13 protein-coding genes and 2 pseudogenes are annotated in these 19,816 nt (G+C 62.6%); 13 read left to right on the top strand and 2 right to left on the bottom strand.

What is annotated here, in order from left to right:
* Positions 1-31: 31 nt before the first annotated feature.
* On the bottom strand, positions 32-1,411 hold the full coding sequence (locus tag CHC02_RS14055; RefSeq protein WP_089392074.1) for a nitronate monooxygenase: 1,380 nt from the start codon (positions 1,409-1,411) through the stop codon (positions 32-34).
* Positions 1,412-1,810: 399 nt separating this feature from the next.
* Between CHC02_RS14055 and ccoN the strand changes: the two genes are divergently transcribed.
* Both ccoN and CHC02_RS14045 read left to right on the top strand, forming a co-directional pair.
* Entirely contained in the window at positions 1,811-3,247 is a 1,437-nt protein-coding gene (gene ccoN, locus CHC02_RS14050; RefSeq protein WP_089392073.1) for a cytochrome-c oxidase, cbb3-type subunit I, read from the top strand.
* Between the two features lie 11 nt (positions 3,248-3,258).
* Positions 3,259-3,468, top strand: coding sequence for a hypothetical protein (locus CHC02_RS14045; RefSeq protein WP_089392072.1), 210 nt, complete (start codon positions 3,259-3,261; stop codon positions 3,466-3,468).
* 134 nt (positions 3,469-3,602) lie between these two features.
* Here the strand turns inward: CHC02_RS14045 and CHC02_RS30540 are convergent.
* Positions 3,603-4,016: pseudogene (locus tag CHC02_RS30540) on the bottom strand (cointegrate resolution protein T); the annotation flags it as partial.
* On the opposite strand from CHC02_RS30540, the gene CHC02_RS30945 reads away from it, so the two are divergent.
* The 11 genes and pseudogenes from CHC02_RS30945 to CHC02_RS13995 all read left to right on the top strand — a co-directional run.
* Positions 3,966-4,739 carry a tyrosine-type recombinase/integrase gene (locus CHC02_RS30945; RefSeq protein WP_425262391.1) on the top strand — a complete coding sequence of 258 codons (774 nt, stop codon included), beginning with the start codon at positions 3,966-3,968 and terminating at the stop codon, positions 4,737-4,739. The pseudogene CHC02_RS30540 and the gene CHC02_RS30945 overlap by 51 nt on opposite strands.
* Positions 4,740-5,006: 267 nt before the next feature.
* Positions 5,007-7,388: a type VI secretion system Vgr family protein gene (locus tag CHC02_RS14035; protein ID WP_089392071.1), complete on the top strand. Its 2,382-nt coding sequence runs from the start codon at positions 5,007-5,009 to the stop codon at positions 7,386-7,388.
* A 235-nt stretch (positions 7,389-7,623) separates the two neighbouring features.
* The gene (locus CHC02_RS29955) at positions 7,624-10,236 is read left to right on the top strand and encodes a hypothetical protein (protein ID WP_139210189.1); all 2,613 of its coding nucleotides are present in this window, start codon (positions 7,624-7,626) and stop codon (positions 10,234-10,236) included.
* Between the two features lie 49 nt (positions 10,237-10,285).
* Complete coding sequence (locus CHC02_RS29950) at positions 10,286-11,014, top strand: PA3715 family protein (protein ID WP_139210188.1); 729 nt, start codon at positions 10,286-10,288, stop codon at positions 11,012-11,014.
* Between the two features lie 130 nt (positions 11,015-11,144).
* On the top strand, positions 11,145-11,408 hold the full coding sequence (locus CHC02_RS14025) for a PAAR domain-containing protein (RefSeq protein WP_089392069.1): 264 nt from the start codon (positions 11,145-11,147) through the stop codon (positions 11,406-11,408).
* 2 nt (positions 11,409-11,410) lie between these two features.
* Positions 11,411-12,661, top strand: coding sequence for a hypothetical protein (locus CHC02_RS14020; protein ID WP_089392068.1), 1,251 nt, complete (start codon positions 11,411-11,413; stop codon positions 12,659-12,661).
* Positions 12,662-12,713: 52 nt separating this feature from the next.
* A complete protein-coding gene (locus CHC02_RS14015; RefSeq protein ID WP_425262392.1) occupies positions 12,714-15,932 on the top strand; it encodes an ImcF-related family protein in 3,219 nt (1,072 codons plus the stop codon).
* Between the two features lie 255 nt (positions 15,933-16,187).
* Complete coding sequence (gene psrA / locus CHC02_RS14010; RefSeq protein ID WP_089392066.1) at positions 16,188-17,276, top strand: iron-containing alcohol dehydrogenase PsrA; 1,089 nt, start codon at positions 16,188-16,190, stop codon at positions 17,274-17,276.
* Positions 17,277-17,385: 109 nt separating this feature from the next.
* Complete coding sequence (locus CHC02_RS14005) at positions 17,386-18,678, top strand: MFS transporter (RefSeq protein ID WP_089392065.1); 1,293 nt, start codon at positions 17,386-17,388, stop codon at positions 18,676-18,678.
* 44 nt (positions 18,679-18,722) lie between these two features.
* The gene (locus tag CHC02_RS14000) at positions 18,723-19,586 is read left to right on the top strand and encodes a LysR substrate-binding domain-containing protein (protein WP_089392064.1); all 864 of its coding nucleotides are present in this window, start codon (positions 18,723-18,725) and stop codon (positions 19,584-19,586) included.
* A gap of 77 nt (positions 19,587-19,663) precedes the next feature.
* Positions 19,664-19,816, top strand: a pseudogene (locus CHC02_RS13995) (phosphonoacetaldehyde hydrolase); the annotation flags it as partial.

Genomic DNA, 19,816 nt, shown 5'->3' with positions numbered 1-19,816 from the left:
TCCCTTGTGTTTTCTAGATATCCGTCGGCGCTCAGGCGTCGTCGCGGTGCAGGCGCAGGACCGCGCGCAATTCCTCGCGCAGCCAGGCCTGGCGGATGCGCGGCAGGCGCTCGGCGAGGCGCCGTGCCACCCAGCGCTGGCCGCGGGCGATGAAGCGCAGGCGCTCGGCCAGGTCGTCGATGGCCATGGCCCTGGCATGGAAGGCGCCCAGCGCGCGGTCGGGCTCGGCGCCCAGGCGCTGCAGGCTGCGGCGCAGGCGGCGGCAGCTTTCCGCCTCGCCCAGGTGCAGCGCGTGCAGGCGCTGCAGCAATTGCCCGTCTTCGGTCTGCCGGGCGCTGTCGAGCATTACCCGGGCGCCGGCGCGCTCGGCGCGCAACAGTTCCTGCAGCCAGTCGACCAGGTCGGTTTCGTCGTCGCCGCCCTGCAGCCGGGCCAGGCAGGCCTCGGTCTCGGTCACCAGTTGCAGCAGGCGCTCGGCGGCCGGGCGGATGTCGCGCAACTGGGCGCAGGACTGGCCGGCGTAGATGGGCATGTCCTCCAGGCGGCCATAGGCGCCGCGCAACGGCGAGTCGGTGGAGAACAGGTAGATGGGGCCGCCGTCCTGCTCTCCGATCACCGGCGTCTCGCGGCGGGCGTGCAGGTTCGCGTAGTCGCCGCGGGTCACGGCGTTGGGCAGCACGCGCACCGGCGCCGGCATCGGCCAGTTGCGGAAGAAGGCCTCGGTGAGCAGCGTCTGCTCCGCCTCGGCCTCCACCAGGCAGCGCTTGTGGTAGTCGTGGGCGTAGGACTCGTCGGTGGCGAGGAAGGCCGAACCGCAGGCCACGCCCTGGGCGCCCAGGGCCAGCGCGGCGGCGATGGCGGCGCCGCTGGCGATGCCGCCGCAGGCCACCACCGGCACTTCGCCCAGGGCCACCAGCTCCGGCACCAGGGCGAAGGTGGAAACCTGGCCGCGCACGTGCCCGCCGGCTTCCACGCCCTGGGCGATCAGCACGTCCACGCCGGCGCGCAGCGCGGCCTCGGCATCGGCGCGGTGGCCCACCTGGTGCAACACCAGCACGCCGGCGTCCTTGAAGCGGCGGACGACCTCGGCCTGCACGTCCCAGAACAGCGCCACCGCCGGCACCCGCAGGTCCAGGCAGGCGGCCACCTGCGCCTCCAGCAGCTCGGCGGGGGTCGCCGCGGGGATCAGGTTGACGGCGAAGGGGTCGTGGCTGAGCTCGCGGTAGGCCGCCACCTCGCGGCGGATCAGCGCCACCGGCTCGCGCACCATGCCCAGGCAGCCGAAACCGCCGGCGTTGCTCACCGCCGCGGCCAGTTCGTGGCGCGCCACGCCGCCCATGCCGGCGCAGATGATGGGTACCCGGCAACCCAGCAGTTCGACCAGGGGGGTATTCAGCGCGGGATGAAGCATGGCGGTACTCCTGAAGCCGCAAGGCAGAGCGGCGACAGGACAATGGTAGGCCCTGGGCTTAACTGAATTTAAATGAAATTTAATGGCCGATTAGTGCATTAAAATGAATACGTCGACGCCATGCCGTCGAGCGCACCCGCCCCCTGCAAGCCACGCTTTCCTTGCCCAGGCCCGCCTGCGGCAAAGGGTCGCGCGGGCGACGGTCGCAGCGTTCATATCAAAATAAGTTGATTCAGCCTTCATTATTATTAATTTGTTGCATGCCTTGACGTTCCGCAGACTGTATCGGCTCCCAGCAAGGGTTCTGGCCCCCACTCCAACCAGCATCCTGCACCCGCTGCCACGTTCCCCGTGCAGTGGGGGAGCAGCCAGTCACCGCGCATTTCGACGGAACCCAAGATGGCCAGCGTGCAAGCCCTCGACAAGAACGACACCTACAACTACGAGATCGTCCGCCGCTTCACCCTCACCACCCTGTTCTGGGGCGTGCTGGGCATGAGCATGGGCGTGGTGATCGCCGCCCAGCTGGTGTGGCCGGAACTCAACCTCGGCCTGCCCTGGACCAGCTTCGGGCGCATCCGCCCGATCCATACCAACCTGGTGATCTTCGCCTTCGGCGGCAGCGCGCTGTTCGCCACCTCCTTCTACGTGGTGCAGCGCACCTGCCGGGTGCGCCTGGTCTCCGACAGCCTGGCCAACTTCGTGTTCTGGGGCTGGCAGGCGAGCATCCTGGCGATGCTGGTGAGCTACCCGCTGGGCATCACCACCTCGAAGGAATACGCCGAGATGGAGTGGCCCATCGCGCTCTGGGTCACGGTGGTGTGGCTGGCCTACGCCTACCTGTTCTTCGGCACCATCGCCCGCCGCACGGTGCAGCACATCTACGTGGGCAACTGGTTCTACGGCGCCTTCATCGTGGTCACCGGCATGGTCCACGTGGTCAACCACCTGGCGCGCCCGGTCAGCCTGCTGAAGTCCTACCCGCTGTATTCCGGCGCCACCGACGCGATGATCCAGTGGTGGTACGGCCACAGCGTGGTCGGTTTCATCCTCTCGGTGGGCTTCCTCGGCATGATGTACTACTACGTGCCGCGCCAGGCCGAGCGGCCGATCTACTCCTACCGCCTGTCCATCGTGCACTTCTGGGCGATCATCACCCTGTACATCTGGGCCGGCCCGCACCACCTGCACTACACCGCCCTGCCCGACTGGGCCCAGTCCCTGGGCATGGTCATGTCGCTGGTGCTGCTGGCGCCGTCCTGGGGCGGCATGATCAACGGCATGATGACCCTCTCCGGCGCCTGGCATAAGCTGCGCACCGACCCCATCCTGCGCTTCCTGGTGGTGTCCCTGGCCTTCTACGGCATGTCCACCTTCGAAGGCCCGATGATGGCCATCAAGACGGTGAACTCGCTGTCCCACTACACCGACTGGACCATCGGCCACGTGCACGCCGGCGCCCTGGGCTGGGTGGCGATGATCTCCATCGGCGCGCTGTACCACATGATCCCCAAGCTCTACGGCCGCGAACGGATGTACAGCGTCGGGCTGATCAACGCGCACTTCTGGCTGGCCACCATCGGCACCGTGCTCTACATCGCCTCGATGTGGGTCAACGGCATCACCCAGGGCCTGATGTGGCGCGCGGTCAACGCCGACGGCACCCTCACCTACTCCTTCGTCGAGGCCCTGCAGGCCAGCCACCCCGGCTACATGGTGCGCCTGTTCGGCGGCGCCCTGTTCGCCAGCGGCATGTTCCTCATGGCCGGCAACACCTGGCTGACCGTGCGCGCCGGCCAGCGCATCGACCGCATGCCCATCGCCAGCGCCGCCTGAGGAGCCCCGCCATGCAACTGCTGTTCGCCCTGGCCACGCTGCTGGCCCTGGCCATCGCCCTCTGCCTGCACCTGCGCCGCGCCAGCCGCCACGACCTGCAACAGGCGGCCCTGCTGCCCTTCGCCGACGACCCCGAGGCCGCCGCGCGGATGAGCGCCGCCACCGGCCAGCACTGCGAACGGCTGTTCGACCCGCGCCGCGAGTGCCGCCTGCGGGCCTGATTTCCCCGATCCAGGGACGGATCCCTCCCTTGTGCCTGTCTGGCACTTTCCGGGGCCCACCTCGTTGTTCCGTGAGGTGGGCCCTTTTTTTAAGGCTCTGTGCGTGCGGAACCTGCTCCGTCGAAGCCTCGCGAAATTTGCAGTTGTTGTACCTGGGACTCGTGCCGACGCTGCTCTTGTTCACGCTGTTCTTTACTGGCCTGGCGATAGTGTTCCAGTGCATCGCGGGCGTGCTGATGCTTCTCTTCCTGTGAGCGAATTCGCTCATCGCAATCCTGCTGGCGGGTTTCCAGATCGCCGTTGGCGGGCTTATATCAACGTCGGCCTGCTGCCGTTGCTGCAGCTCCTGCTGGAGGCCTTGCTCTAAGGCCTGCAATTTCTCCGCGAGGGCCGCATTGCGCCTCGAATTGCTGGCTGCGGCTCTCCACCTGGTGAATACGCTTTTGGTAGTCGCGCCGCTCGCGGGCTAGCTGCTCCCGCTCCTCGGCCACCGCCGCTTGCGCCTCCTCAGTCATCTGCTCCTCCATCTGTACAACCAGATTGGCCATCTGCGCTGCCGACGCGATGCCGCGCTACTGCTGATCGGCTTTTGGCGCGGCTTTCGTAGCGATGAGCTGTGTCGCCTGCAGGTTGAACATATCCAGGCCCAAGCCGGTGCCGGCATGACGCTGTTCCTGCCCTGGAGCGAGAGCGACCGGGATAACCACGGCACCACCCACTATGCACCGGCGCTGAAACGCCTCTACCCCGTACAGGCCTACTTGGACTGGATCAGCGCGGCGGGGCTTGTCCGGGGCGCGGTGTTCCGTCGCCTGGCTCGCTCGGGGCACTTGAATGACGACGCGCTGAACCCAGGCAGCCTGATCAGGCTGCTACACCGGGCACTGCAACGCTCGGGACTCACGGCTGAGGCCGATACCAGCCACTCGCTGCGGCGTGGTTGTGCCACCTGGGCCACGGCCAGGCTGGGACAACAAGACACTGATGACATACGTGGGTTGGAAGGACATCAAGTCAGCCATGTGCTACATCGACCCGGCGACCTCCTTCGGCGGCCTCGCGGCGCGCTCCGTGCTGGATTCAACGCCTCTGCTCGAAGCACCTCGACACACAGAGAAGTGACGGCACAGAGCAAGCCTGTATCGAGCGCGAAACACTCCTGCCGGACCAGTGAGCAGTGCCCCGCCCGAGCGTCGGATTCATCTCGCTGCCCTAGCCATGCCTCGGCACCGAGGAAGGGGCCATCGTCACTGGGTACGAAAACCCGGTGAATGGGCGGAGCCCGTGCTCCTACGGACGCACGTCATGATTTCAAGGCTTTCGAAGATCATCGTTACTTTTGGGATAAGTCCTACAGAAAGGCGCTGTAAGCCGACGATAGTATTTGCTGCCATTGCATTGCTTTTCCCAAGGATGATGAATGAGCAATATCGTACGGGATGCGGGATACACACTGAGTGGGTTGATTGAGGTTCGGGTACCATCGTTCTACTGCTCAGCAAGGAGTCTCCAGTGCTTGGGTGAGCGGGAGGCGGAACATGCTGAATGAGTTCAGGCCCTTCTTCGACCATAGCCGCCACACCCTCACGGTAGATGGCCAGAGCGCTCTGCTGGATGTCCTCGCCTTTTCCGGCGCCGAGGCGCTCAGCGAGACGTTTAGCTACGTCATCGAAGTCACCAGCCCAAGTCTGGACATCGCCGCCGACACCATACTCGGCAAAAGCGCCAGCTTCAGACTGCGTGCAGCGCCGCCGTCGGTGACGATTCGCGGCTATATACCGCCGCCAGAAATCGCCCCACTGCGCACCCTGCATGGGGTGATCACCCGCTTCCGACGCCTGTCGGCCTCCCGCGACGAGGCGCACTACGAATTGACGCTGGAGCCGCGTCTGGCCCTGCTCGACAAGGGCTGCCAGTACCGCATCTACCAGAACCAGAGCGTGCCCGAGGTGGTGGAAACCATCCTGCGGCGGCATGGATGGCGCGGGCAGGATTTCCTGATCGATCTTGGTCGCACCTATAAGCAGCACGAACAGCTGCTCCAGTACGGCGAGTCAGATCTTCAGTACATCAAGCGCCTCTGCGCCGAGCGTGGTATCTGGTTTAGCTTCAGTATGGACCTGAGGCTAAAAATCGATGTCGTCGAGTTTAAAGACTCTCCGATGCATTACCAGCGAGATGTCAGGCTATCGCCGCGTCCGTTGAGTGGCCTGGAGAGTGGTGGCCAGGATGCCGTCTGGGACCTGCAAGCCAGCCACCAGGTCGTGCAGCAGTTGGTCAGCACCCGGGCCTACTATTCGCGTGACGCCGGTGCCAACCTCGACGGCCAGGCCGATCTGACCCGAGGGGCGGCCACCACCTACGGCGAGGCTTACCACTACGCCGACGAGCATTATCAGAGCCTCGGTGATCCCCTGGCGCGTGGCGATGAAGAAGGCCACTCCGAAAGCGGCGTCTTCTACGCGCAGCTGGCCTACGAGCGCTACCTGAATGACCAGCTCCGCCTGAGCGGTGCCAGCAGCAGTGCGGCCCTGGCACCGGGCCAAGTGCTCAAGGTCGAGGGCGGGGCACCTTCAGCCTTCACCGAAGGCGCGCTGATCGTCCGCACCCACTGTACCGCCGACCGCGCCCGCAGCTTCGAGGTGCGCTTCGAAGCCATCCCGGATAACGACAGCATCGCCTACCGCCCACCGGTGCCGCCCAAACCACGCATCGCCGGCACCGTCCCGGCGCGTGTCACCAGCCCGCAGCAGAACGACCCTTACGCCCACCTCGACGGAGAAGGACGCTACCGCGTCAACTTCCTCTTCGACCGCGACACCTGGCCGGCAGGACGGGAAAGCATGTGGCTGCGTCTCGCGCGCCCCTATGCCGGCGATACCTACGGCCTGCACATGCCCTTGCTGGCCGGCACCGAAGTGGCCGTGGCCTTCGAGCAGGGCGACCCGGACCGCCCGTTCATCGCCCATGCTCTGCATGACAGCCTGCACCCTGATCACGTCACCATCCGGAATAACCGCAGAAATATTTTAAGAACGCCCGCGAACAACAAGATTCGCCTGGATGACACGCGGGGCCAGGAGCATCTCAAGCTCAGCACCGAGTACGCCGGCAAGAGCCAGCTTAACTTGGGCCATCTGGTGGACGCGAAGCGACAGAAACGAGGCGAAGGCTTTGAACTGCGCACCGATGGCTGGGGCGCCATCCGCAGTGGCCGGGGCATCTTCATCAGCGCCGACGAGCAGCCCGGAGCCCAAGGGCAAGTGCTGCACATGGCCGCTGCCTTGGAGCGTTTGCAGGAGGCGGGAGAGCAGCTCAAATCGCTGTCCTCAGCTGCCGAGGGCGCTAATGCCGGGCCGGCGGACGTCCAGGCGCAACTGACCCTGCTGAGCGAGCGCCTCGATACCTTGCAGGCTTCTGTGGCACTGCTCAGCGCACCACAAGGGATTGCCGTCACCAGCGGCCATCACTTGCAACTGGCGGCCCAACGCAACCTGATGCTCAACGCTGGCAACGAGGCCGACATCAGCGTGATGAAACGCCTGTTCATCGGTGTAGGCGAAGGTCTGAGCCTGTTCGTGCGCAAGCTCGGCATGAAGCTCATCGCCAACCAGGGCGCGGTACAGATTCAGGCGCAAAACGACCGCCTGGAACTGCTTGCTCGTCAGGCGCTGGATATCGTCAGCACCGAGGACGAAATCCACCTTACCGCCAAGAAGAAGATCGTACTCAACGCCGGTGGCACCTACATCACCTTGGCCCCGAACGGCATCGAGTCCGGTACCCAGGGCGACGTCCTGATCAAGTCGGCGGACTTCAATTACCAAGGCCCCGCCAAGCAGCCACCCCAGCTCCCCGAACTTCCTCAGCTCGGTGAATACCAGCGTAGCCACCAGAGTTTCTCGAACTTCTCTGGATAGCGCTGGCCCCTTGCACGGATGCATCTGCCCCACTCTCAGGACAGGAGACTGACACTTGTTCTTTTCTAACCTCTATCAAGCCATGAAGGACGAGTATCGACGGTGGCGTGATGGTCCTCCTGTGCCGCCGAAGCCAGGCTCCAGCACGGCACCACTGACCTCTCGCCCGTCTCCATTGCTGCCAACGCCAGCCCCGGGGCCCACTTCACCTGGGCCTTCCAGTGACTTGCCTGCTGTGAAGAGTTGGAGTCACCCGTTTGGCGCTAAATCGGACCCGCTCCAACAACTGACCAACCTGGCGAAAGCCCAGGCTGGCTACTTCCCGTTGGGCCGCAATGGCCTGTGGCATGGTGGGGTGCATTTCGACTCAGGTACGGCTGGAACCGTTGGCCCGGAGGGGCAGAGCCATGTGCGCTGTTTGGCCGATGGTGAGGTGATTGCCTACCGCATTCCCGAACACACGCCCAAGACGAAGTTCTTCCCGGCTCCGGGTGTAACAGTGGACGCGCCTTTCGCCTCGGGCTTTGTTCTGGTACGCCATCGACTGGAAGCCCCCAGGATCGAGGGCAAGACCGAATCGCCACCGGCCCTGATCTTCTACAGCCTGTACATGCACCTGGCCGATTGGGACAGCTATCAGGCTGATATCAGAAAGGCTCGTCCTGCCTTCTGGCCCGAGTCGTCTCAGCGCCGGGTCAAGGAAACGAATGAAGATCGGCGTCGACATCACCCAGATGAAAGGGGATTGAATCTTCGGCACTCGCCCTTGCGTGGAAAGACCATTGGTTTCCTGCCGCGCGGCGCAACCGTTACCGTCAGTGGTACAGGCGAGTATCGAAAAGTCGAAGGCATCAAGGGGCCAGTGGATCTGCAAAACCCGGATGGCACCTTGCGTGGGTACGTGAGCGTTAGTGTGCTGCAAGACCTGGGGGGCGGCATCCATCGGGTCAATACGCACAGTGATGATTTAAACGTGCGTGCAACTCCCAGTACCTCGGGAACGGTGCTGTTCAAGCTGCCCAAAGGTACAGAACTCACCATCAGCGGCACGGAAGAGTTCCGCAAGCTGGAGAGCGTCACCCAGTACATACACTTTGCGTCACTTGAACCTGAGCACGTACCGGAATGTGGGAAGGTGGTCGTGCTCGACAAGCCCGTTCCCATCAAGGCTGGCCATCTGATTGGCCATCTCGGCCCGTATCAAGATTGCCGAGATGGACATCCACAAGAAAAGCTGCACCTGGAAGTGTTTGCTTGCGAGAATGTGGAGACCTTCTTCAAGAAGAGTCGTGACTGGGCGAAAGACCTGCCCGAGAAAGAGAAGACCTGGCTGAAGCTGGAGGCAGGCACAAAGGCTGTCATTCACCAAGACAGCTACAGTGCAGCCACGCCCCCCGACTTGAATCATGCTCACTCCGTGAGTAGCGCGCCATTGCTGCTGCCCCGCTCGATGCTGGACGGTCTTGCCGCTGACCGAAAGATCAAGGTGCCCGCGAGCGAAGCCGCCAAGGCCAAGAGCTGGTATCGCCTGGAGAACCTGTTAATTGGCACGGATGGCAAGCTACTGCCCGATGTGTGGGTGTGTGACGAGGTAGGAAAAACGCCTTGGGTTAGTCCGTGGTCGTGGGACGGCTTTGATGTCATTTACAACAATGACCCACCGCACAATGCGCTTTCGTACTTCTTGAAGAACATGGGCAACTATTTCGATGAGAAGGAACTGGCGCAGTGGCAGCCTTTGGCTGACGCCTCCGACAAAGGACCGGTGCGTCAACGGTTGTTCGACATTATCGATGCCAATCGAAATGGCAAGATCGAAGCGCAGGAAGTGCAACAGGCACTGAGTATTCCGGCCTATGCTCAATCCATTTCGCAATTGGTCATTCACTACGAAAGCGAGTGGTATTACCAGCAGCGGAAATGGGACTCCCTAGATCAAGTAATGGGGCATACGCCTTCAACCCCCATTTTGAATTGGGCGGCTGAGAAAACGCGCATCAAAGAGTTGAGTTGGTGGGGCGAAGTAGCGGAACGAGGAATATTGCCGAAGGACGGAACAGCCTATCACTTCAATCCAATTGGGATGGCTGTAAGCTTTATTTCTAATGACTTCATATTTACGCTTGAAATTATGCAAGCAATTTATCCCGATCTAAGCCCTTCCAGGAACTCAGACCTACAGGAAATAGCAACTGAGCTGAATGGAAATCTTGATTTCTATAAGTTGGACACTCCATTGAGGCGTGCGCACTTTTTTGCTCAAATCCTGCAAGAGACTGGTAGCGACTTGGCGGTAACTGAGGGCTTCTACTACTCATCAACATCATTGAAAAGTCTTTTTAGTTACTTTAGGGCTCATCCGAACGAAGCTGATGCGCACGGTTACTCAATTAGGGCTGGAAAAATAAAAAGTAATGGCGAGCCGATGGGGCAGCTTGATTTTGAGGCTATTGCAAATGGTGCCTATGGTGGGCGTAGTGAGCTAGGTAATGGAAGCTATGATTCTGGGGATGGCTGGCGGTACAGAGGCAGGGGCCTAAAGCAGCTTACCGGCAGATATAACTATAGCCGCTTTACCGAATGGCACAATAGTAATTCATCCTTGTTAGGTGGCGGCAGTGTGAATTTTCTACAGAATCCCGACCTACTTTCATCCATGAAGTACGCTGCTAGATCTGCGGCATTCTTTTGGTTGAGCAACAATTTATACAGCATAGCGGACAGGGGCGCTACCGATGACGTAGTAAACTCTGTGACTAATGTGATAAATCATGGAACGGATGAGCTTAGCAGGCGCGGTCGAAGGGGGAACTTCGCTCGTCTGTGGAGCAATAGAATACTACATTAATCTGGCGGTCGAATTAATCGAAACCCCGTAGAGCGCGGAGTTCCAAAGCATGGCCTGTGGAAAAATTAAAGCTTGTATGCCTCTTCTTTTGTCGCTAGTGCTTGGGAGCGCTAACGCAGGCTGCCTTGAGGAATTCAAGCCCGTTATAGACATTAATTATTCACACAAAGAAATAAATTGGGTGGGTGCCGCTTGCAAATATTTGGCCTCTGGTGATTATGTTGCTTTTGCTATTCCAGTTCGCAATGGGGGCGAGGTTGACCTAGATGTGTTCTTGCTTAACCCCAAGAATAGAAAAATTGTTGCAGCGACTAGCGATTCAGGCGCTCTTACTGATGAGGCAATAAGGTTTGCGGGAGCCTCAATCGATACAGCAAAATATGAGATTTCCAAAGGGGTTAGAGCATTTGGTGTTCGTGTAGATTGGGTGGGACAGTCCCAGCCAAACCCCTATAGCTCTCAATCCCTAAATCTTTACATATTGAGGGGTGGCGAGCTAGTAAAAGTACTCAGCGGACTGCGCACGTACGAATACAGTGGTGAGTGGGACATGCATTGTTCGGGGGCATTTAATAAGAAGAGCAGCACCATCTATATATCTCCAACTACTGATGGATATCACGAATTAAAAATAAAGGAAGACTCTGTTGATATCAAAGCGGTGGATGGACTTGATGGATGCAGGAATACATATTCCAACAAGACGACCCTCAAGCATTTGATTAAGATGAAGGGCGGAGATTATTTTGTCCCACCAGAGCTACGGTCACTTCGTTGACAGCTCAAGCTTTTAGAATTTCAATGATGGCATAAAGACTATGAAGAGCCGAATCCACTGGCGCATTTCTTTAATATCATCCCAGGCATATGGCTTAATGTTCTTTTAAATTTTTTGAAAGAGAGTTTCAATGAAAGGAATCATCCGCATTGGCGATAAAACCACGGGCGGCGGCACCGTTATTTCGGGCTCTACCGTGATGAAGTTTCACGGTATTGGCGTGGCACGCGTGGGTGATGCAGTCACCTGCCCGCTACCGGGACATGGCCCCACGGTCATTGCCGAAGGCCATCCAACCTTCAAGGATCATGGCATTCCCGTTGCTTTCCATGGACACCGCTGCGCCTGTGGCTGCGTCCTGTTGACGTCTTTGCCACAGGCCACGGCGAGCTAATCATGCCGGTACGCCTGGACAATATCCCCGCCCCTACGGAGTCACCTAGCCCGCCCAGCCTGTGGGTGTGGCTTGCGTTGCTGGTGCTGTTTCTGATGGTCGGCTTCGGCCTGACATTAGTGCTCAGCCAGGATGCGGCGGCGCAGGACTCTACGACGTTTTGGCGAACCAGTTTGGGCATTCCGTTGTTGATCTGGGGAGGCTTGCTGGTGGTGCGGCTGATGGTGTGGGTGCTGCAACAGGGGCAGGCCGAGGGGTTCAATGAGCAGCGTTTCCTGGACCTGAGTAATCGGCTGCGCCAAGGGCGGCGCTCTCTTCAAATCGTGGCCAGCAGTTTCTACAGCGCCGCCCATGAGGGGAATGACGGCGGTACAGCGGGTCAGATCGAGGCACTGCTCAGTAACCGCAGCGCTCTGAAGAGTCAACCGGCGCGAGGCCGCGAAGAGATGGTGTACCGGCACAGCCAATTGCCTGCTGCTCTCGTGTCTGCGGCGCAGTCCGATGAAGAGACCTATTTGTTGGGACTCTATCGCCGTGTGTTGTCCGACTTGGCGAAGCCGCTTTCATCCCTTCCCACGACACAGCCGCTGGCTTTGCTGCTGGAAACCGAATGTGCCTTAACGGATGAGCATCGGGCCCGGGTTTGGGCACGAGCGTGGCGTGAGTCTGGCATCACGCAAGAGGTCGTCGCCGTGAAGGGCACCGGGCTGGCCGCCATTGATCATTGGCTGGATACCCGTAGCAATGACCCGGCGCTACTGCTGGTGGTGGCCATGCGGCTGGCCTCAGGGGAACAGGACGGTACTGCCGAGACGGCAGTAGGACTGCTGTTGAGCAATCGTCAGCGCCAAGGCGGGCTCATTCCACGGGCCTACCTGCATCGCCCCGAGCAGGAGCGTACGACCACGGCGGATGACCTGCTGTACGCCGCCCAGCAGGCGTTGACCTGGGTTCCCCTGCCGGTGGCAGCGGTCGAACATGTCTGGTTAAGCGGTATCGCGCCAACGCGCCAACCGGATATCACCAAGGCGCTGCTCGATTTGCCGTGCCTGGTCAAGCCCGGGCTTGGCCTGTACGACCTGGGTGCTTCGCTGGGGCATGCCGGCTGTGCAGCCCCCTGGATCGCCATCGCGTCGGCCACCGAGGCCGCCGGCATCAACGCCAAGCCGCAGTTCATTGTCAGTGGGGCTGAGGACGCAACACAGATGCTCTGGTGCACCACGCTCACGGGCGTGCCGCCGTCTTCAAAGTAGGTAGTGTTCAGTGGGTTTATTCTTGCTCGTTTCTCTTATCTTCGTTGTCATGGTGCTGGGCTTGGGCGCAGCCCTGTTCGTCAGTGTTCAGCCGGCATGGCTGGGCATCAGCCCGGGCAGCGAAGAACAACAGTTGGCGTGGTGGATGATCGCCGGCTTTTGCACGCTGCTGGTGCTCATACTGGCGGCCTATCTCTGGATAGGCCGGAGCCTGGGGCGTGATCGCTATCGGCTGGAGACGCGGCACAGCGCCCCGGCTGAGCCGGAAGCGCTTATGCCTGAAGCGGCGTCGGAGCCTGATGCGCTTGCCGGGCTGCAAGAGCATCTGCGCACTGAGCTAGGCCCCCTGTGGAGAAGCAAGGTCCGCTTGCTGCTGGTGTTCGGTGAGCCGGCTGAAGTCGAAGCCATCGCGCCCGGATTGGAGGGTGCAGGATGGCTGGAGTCGAATGGCGACGTTTTGCTGTGGGGCGGCGCGTTGCTCGGCGAGCAGAATACCCGGCGCTGGAGGGCCTTAACGTCATTGCGCGCAGCGTCTCCGCTGGATGGCGTGGTCTGGGCGCTGAACGAGGCTCAGTGCCGTGATGCCCAGGGCCTGGGCCATGGGGCACATCGCTTGCGCGAACTGGCGCGCCAGTTGCGTTGGCAGGCTCCACTGTACCTGTGGCAGGTCTGTCAGAGTGACTGGGAGCAGACCACGCGCGAACGCCAATCCGTGTGCTGCCTGCTGCCGGTAAAGGCTTCGGTCGAACAGATCGAATCATCCCTGCGCCAGTTGGTGAGGCCGCTGCACGCGCAAGGCTTGGGGCAGATGGCCAAGGTTCCGGCGCATGACTTCTTGCTGCGTTTGTCCCGGGATTTGGAGCGGGACGGCATTACCCAGTGGCGTGATGCTCTGGCCCCCTCGCTGATCCATTTCGCCAAGGGCATGCCGCTACGTGGCCTGGTCTTCAGCCCGCCGCAACCACGTTCGGCGGTGGAGGGTATGCAGCACGCCTGGTGGCCCAACGCGGATTGGCAGGCGGTGCGCGAGGACCGGCAGGCAACTGGTCGTGTGCTGGGCTGGACCTGGGGGCGTGGCGCGCAGGTATCCTTGTTGGGGCTGGCCGGCCTTGCCGTGCTGGCGGTGCTGGTGTCCTTTGCCGGAAATCGCAGCCAGGTTGCCACCGCACAATCCGCCGTGGCGGTCTTGCAGCACGGTGGCGAGATCGACGATCAGCTCGCCGCGCTCAGCGACCTCACCCGCACGATGGCTCAGTTGCAGACCCGGCAAGCGCAGGGCGTGCCCTGGTATCTGGGTTTTGGCTTGAGCCAGAACGATGCGTTGCTCGCCGCCTTATGGGCACCCTACACCCAGGCCAATAGCCGCCTGCTGCGTGACGAAGCTGCCCGTACGCTGGTGTCCGAACTGCGGGCCTTTGCCGCCCTGCCACCAAGCGCTCAGCAGCAAGCCGAGCGAACCCAGGCGGCGCACGGTCAGCTCAAAGCCTACTTGATGATGGCGCATCCCGAGCGGGCTAACGCCGAGTTTCTGGCCAAGGTGCTGGCAACCACTGAGCAAGTGCGCTCTCCCGCACTGTGGCGTTTCTATGCTCAGAATTTACCGGCGCATGCCGACTGGAAGATCGAGCCGGACGCGGAAATAGTGGCCCAGGCGCGCCAGATACTGCTGGCTCAACTGGGCCAGCGCAGCGGTGTGGAGACGCTGTATCAGCAGGTGCTCGATGCGGCGCGAAACCAGTATGTGGATTTGAGTTTGCGCAGCATGGTCGGCGAAACCGATGCCGTGCGGCTGTTCGACACGTCCCTCAGCGTGCCCGGCGTATTTACCCGGCAGGCATGGGAAGGCTCCATTCGCCAATCGATAGAGGCCATTGCTGCCGCACGGCGCGAGGAGATCGATTGGGTACTGAGCGACACGCCCCAAGACATTGCCAGCGAATTGCAGCCGCACGTTCTGAAGGCACAGTTGACCGAGCGGTATTTCCAGCAGTTCGGTGAAGCCTGGTTGGGCTTTATCAACAGTGTGCGTTGGCGGCGAGCGGAGAGCTTCGAGGAGGCCATTGGACAACTGACGCTGCTGGCCGACCGACGCCAGTCGCCGTTGCTTGCCCTGCTCAACACCCTGGCGTATCAGGGCGACAGTGGTAACGCGCACGGTGCTGCGGAGCAGGCGTTAACGACGCCTGCTCCTCTGGAGGCGATCTTTGGTCCGATGCAGGCGTTGCTGGACAAACGAGCCGCTGCACAGGGGGCTGATGAGCGGCCCAGTGTGCAGAGCTTTTTGAACCGCGTAGACCGCCTGCGTATGACGCTCCAGCAAGTCGCCAATGCTCCCGACCCACAGGCCAGGGGATACGCCTTGGGGCAAGCAGTCCTGCAAGGACGGACTCTCGGTGATCAGGATGCCCGCGACTACGGCAAGCGAATCACCCAAAGTTTGGGCAGCCAGTACGCGCTCTTTGGGCAGAACCTGTTTGTGTTGCCCTTGGAGCAAGCCTGGTCGGATGTACTGCAACCCATCGCACAGCGCCTGAATCTGCAATGGCAGCGAGATATCGTTGCTCACTGGGCGCGCGAGTTTGAAGGGAGTTATCCCTTTGCGAAAGACGGCGCCGATGCGTCCCTTCCGGCACTGGGGCGGATGCTTCGCGTGGACACCGGGGTCATCGATCAATTCATCCGTGATCAGCTCGGCGGCATACTGCGCAAGGACGGCCCGCGCTGGGTTAGCACCGGGGACAATCAGGGATTGCCCTTCAACCCGGCGTTTCTCACGGCGCTCAATCAATTGGGCGAGGTACGGGAGGCTCTCTATGGCGATGGCTGGGGCATTCCCTTCGAGTTGCAGGCGAAGCCGGTACGGGACGTGGTGGAGACCTCACTGATTCTCGACGGCACCCGGTTGGACTATTTCAACCAGACGGAGAGTTGGCAGGCATTTCGCTGGCCTGGACCTTATGACCATCCGGGGGCATCGCTCAGGTGGTCGGGTGTCAAGAGTGGCTCGCGTCTGTTCGGTGACTACCTGGGCACCTGGGGTGTGGTGCGCTTGCTGGAACACGCCCAGGTGACGGCACTCGATAGTCGCGGTATACAATCCAGGCTGGTGCTCACCACGCCCGATGGCTTGCCATTGACCTGGCACCTGCGCAGCAAAACGCCGAACGGCCCACTGGCCATGCTGCGTCTGCGTGGTTTTCGGCTGCCGACCACGGTCTTTCAGGTGAATGCTGCAAGACCGGATTCTGCCTCCACCTTGGAAACGCCGTGATGACTGAGCGCATGCTGGCTTTTCACCCAGGACGCGTCGTAAAGCGAAGAACCTTTTTTTAGCCGCTGCGGCACCGATATCGCCCTCCTCCCCATGGCATTCCTCGAGGCATATGCCCAAGGCTCATGCCTGGCGATGCCTCCGCTTCGCGCCGCTATCGGCCAGGCCGATGCATACCTTCAATCAATCGATTTGAGCGAAAACCGCAATGCCCCGAGCATGGCCCCAGGTTCAAACAACAACAAGGAACTGCCCATGCCTGCCCGATTCCACAATCCGGTCGCCACCGTCTTCGGTAGCGGCAGCCTCGACCAGCTCCCAGCCCTGTGCCCCGGCAAGGTGGCCCTGGTGACCTTCCCCGAAGCCCGCGGCCTGGGCTTGGTCGACCGCGTACAGGCGCTGCTCGGCGAACGCCTGGTGCATGTCATCGACGACGTCCAGCCCAACCCCGACGTCGCCTGGCTGCGTGGCGAGCACGAGCGCTTCTGGGCCGAATCGGCGGACTGTGACAGCGTCTTCGCCCTGGGCGGCGGCAGCGCCATCGACACCGCCAAGGCGCTGATCGTCGGCACCGCCTCCGGCCGCTTCGACGAACTGCTGGAGTTGCTCGCCGCCGGCCGCCCCTTCGCCCCGGCCCGCTGCAAGCGCCTGGTGGCGGCGCCGACCACCGCCGGCACCGGCAGCGAGGTGACGCCCTGGGCCACCATCTGGGACGCGCAGCAGCAGAAGAAGTACTCGCTGCACCTGGACTGCACCTGGCCGGCGGCGGCCATCGTCGACCCCGAGCTGATGCTCAGCGTGCCCGCCGGGGTAACGGTCTCCACCGGCCTGGACGCGCTGTCCCACGCCCTGGAGTCGATCTGGAACCACAACGCCAACCCCCTCTCCGACACCTTCGCCATCTCCGCCATCGAAGACATCCTCGACTGCCTGCCACGCCTGCACAACGACCTGCGCAACCGCGAGCTGCGCTCACGCATGGCCCTGGCCGCGCTGAAGGCGGGCATGGCCTTCTCCAACACCAAGACCGCACTGGCGCACTCCATCTCCTACGAAATGACCCTGCGCCACGGCCTGCCCCACGGCATCGCCTGCTCCTTCACCCTGCCGCTGGTGCTGGGCCTGGCCTGGGGCCGCGACGCCGCCCGCGACCAGACCCTGCGCAAGGTCTTCGGCCATGACCTGGAAAAGGCCCAGGCGCGCTTGCGCAACTTCCTGCACAGCCTCGGGGTGAAGACCGAGTTCGGCGATTACGGTGTGACGCCGGCCGAGGCCGAGGCGATGATCGACTTCGCCATGCAGGGCGCACGCGGGCGCAACTTCATCGGCTCCCGGGCCGCCTGAAGCTCCAGTTGGCGGCCCGGCGCGGGCCGCCGCGCTTTCCTGTTGCACCGAACAAGAGTGCCGACACGCCGGCCAATGGCCGGCGCCAGCGAACAAAAGGAAACCCACCATGAACCGTGCGCAAACCCTGCCCGCCCCCCTCGCGGGCGCCTCCCCCTTCCGCGTGGCGCAATGGCGCATGCTGCTCGCCGCGATGTTCTGCTACCTGTTCTTCTACACCGGCCGCCAGACCTTCGGCTTCGCCATTCCCGGCATCCAGGCCGAGTTCGGCCTGAGCAAGGAAACCCTCGGCTGGGCCTCCAGCGCCATGCTGTGGATGTATGCCGTGGGCCAGGCGATCAACGGCAACCTCGCCGACAAGTTCGGCGGCCGCCGCATCATGAGCCTGGGCGCGGTGCTGTCCTGCGGCGCCAACTGGGTCACCAGCTTCGCCGGCGGCTTCGGCAGCCTGATCCTGCCCTGGGGCATCAACGGTTACTTCCAGGCCCTGGGCTGGGCGCCCGGCAGCCGCCTGCTGTCCAACTGGTGGGGCGCCGGCGAGCGCGGCAAGGTCTACGGCTTCTACGTGTTCGCCGCCGGCTGCGCCTCGGTGCTGTCCTACGTCACCTCGGTGCTGGTGATCGACGTGCTGCAGCTGGAATGGCGCTGGATCTTCCGCCTGCCGGTGCTGCTGATGCTGGCCGGCGGCATCACCTTCTACCTGGTGGCGCGCGAACACCCGCAGGACCTGGGCTTCGAGCCGCTGGGCGACACCGGCGTGGCCAACGCCGAGGACAAGGCCAGCGAGGCCGGTCACCACGAGGAACCCTCGCTGCAGCGCTACAAGGCGGTGCTGAAGAACCCGCGCCTGCTGATCGCCGCGGTGTCCCTGGGCTTCCAGAACGCCGCGCGCTACGGGCTGATCGTCTGGGTCCCGGTGCACTTCCTCGGCGCCGACTGGCAGAAGGGCGAAAGCTTCGTCGACCCGAAGTGGATCACCGTGGCGCTGCCGGTGGGCATGGCGGTGGGCGCGCTGAGCAACGGCTGGGTATCCGACCGCCTGTTCGGCTCCCGGCGCTACCTGGCGATCATGCTCTACATGTTCCTCGGCGCGCTCACCAGCCTGTGGATGTGGAGCCTGCCGGCGCACAGCGCGGTGGGCCTGATCGCCCTGTTCCTCTGCGGCTTCTTCATCTACGGCCCGGCCTCCAGCTTCTGGGCGTTGTGCCCGGACCTGGTGGGCGCCAAGCGCGCCGGCACCGCCACCGGGATCATGAACTTCTCCTCCTACCTGTTCGCCGGGCTCGCCGAACCCATGATCGGGCGCATGCTCGACACCACCGGCAATACCTCGCTGATCTTCATCGTGGTCACCACGGCCTGCGTGTGCAGCGCGCTGGTGGCCCTGTTCGTGCGGCGCTGAGGGACGCATGATGAGCCCCTGCGCCCACCAGCCCGAGAGACGGCATGTACCAGTATCACAAGTGGTTGCGTTCCTTTCACGCGGTCGCCAGGACCGGCAGCTTCACCCAGGCCGCGGAACTGCTGAACATCGGCCAGCCGACCGTCAGCGAGCAGGTCAGCGGCCTGGAGAAGCGCTTCTCGGTGGAGCTGCTGCATCGCCGTGGCCGCTTCGTCGAGCTGAGCCCGGCCGGGCGCCAGCTCTACGAGATCACCCAGGGCCTGTTCGGCCAGGAGGACGAGGCGCTGCAGCTGCTGCAGAGTTTCCAGCAGCGCAAGCAAGGCATGCTGCGCATCGGCGCCGTGTCGCCGCCGATCGCCATGAACCTGACCTACGCGCTGATGCAGCGCTACCCGGACATCGAGCTGGAGACCTCCTTCAGCAGCGAGGCCGGCACCCTGGAGCGGCTGTACAGCTTCGACATCGACGTTGCCATCCTGGCGCTGTCGGAGTTCGACCAGCGCCTGAGCACCCAGCTGTACCGCACCTACCCGATTCTCGCGGTGGTGCGCGACGACCACCCCTGGGCCGGCCAGGAGCAGGTGAGCGTGAAGCAGATCAGCGGCCAGCGCGTGGTCCTGCGCGAGCCGGCCTCGCGCACCCGTCAACTGGTAGAGGAAGGCTGCCAGCGCCACGGCGTGACGCTGGACTGCGCCATGCAGCTGAACAGCCGCGAGGCCATCGTCCACGCCGTGGAACGCGGCATCGGCGTGGGCTTCGTCTCGGCGGTGGAGTACGTCGACCGGCCGGGCACGCGCTCCATCGCCTTCGCCGAGCGGCCGTTCCACATCAGCTACTACCTGTGCTGCCTGGCCATCCGGCGCAACCGGCCGATCATCGCCGAGCTGTTCGACGACAGCGAGCACTGAAGCCCTGAACCCCGTATCACCGGCCTGCCGCCACGCCCGGCGGGCCCCGCTCAACCATCGAAAAAGGGAGACACCCCATGCACTACCAGCAACCCAAGCAACTGCAGGCCGCCGTCCTGGACTGGGCCGGCACCATGGTCGACTTCGGCTCCTTCGCGCCGACGCAGATCTTCGTCGAGGCCTTCGCCGAGTTCGGCGTGCAGGTCAGCCTGGAGGAAGCCCGCGGCCCC

This window comes from Pseudomonas delhiensis (assembly GCF_900187975.1).
Taxonomy (GTDB): domain Bacteria; phylum Pseudomonadota; class Gammaproteobacteria; order Pseudomonadales; family Pseudomonadaceae; genus Pseudomonas; species Pseudomonas delhiensis.
The sequence above is the reverse complement of the archived record's forward strand: the minus strand, read 5'-3'. Positions and strand labels throughout refer to the sequence as shown.